General features: G+C 72.4%; 1 protein-coding gene. It reads right to left on the minus strand.

The genetic code is table 11. The annotated features are described in order from the left end of the window. Positions 1-92: 92 nt before the first annotated feature. A partial coding sequence (locus FNX44_RS28505) for an endonuclease/exonuclease/phosphatase family protein (RefSeq protein ID WP_323369702.1) occupies positions 93-402 on the minus strand: 310 nt, incomplete at its 5' end.

Consider the following 402-nt stretch of genomic DNA (forward strand, 5'->3'; position numbering starts at 1 on the left):
TCCGGAGGGTGGCGGGCCGACGCGTCCGCCTCAGCCGTCGGCCCGCCACCCTCCGGACGCTAGACGTCACACGGCAAGCCGTCCCCGCCCCCTCACCGCGGGGAGAGCGTGGCGACCACCGGCAGGTGATCACTGCCGGTGGCAGGAAGAGGACGGATCCGGGTCACGGCCAGAGAACGGGCCATGACGTGGTCGATCCTGGCCAGCGGCAGTGCTGCGGGGAAGCTGAACCCGAAGCCGCGTTCCGCCACGTTCATCCGCGAGGTCAGCGGGGCCAGGCCCCGGTCCTCGACCGGCCCGTTGAGGTCCCCGATCAGGACGACCGCCTCCACCTTCTCCGCTGCGATCCCCTCACCCAGCAGCCGGGCACTCTCATCCCGCCGACCGGACGCGAACCCACCC

Source organism: Streptomyces alkaliterrae (assembly GCF_007097205.2).
Taxonomy (GTDB): domain Bacteria; phylum Actinomycetota; class Actinomycetes; order Streptomycetales; family Streptomycetaceae; genus Streptomyces; species Streptomyces alkaliterrae.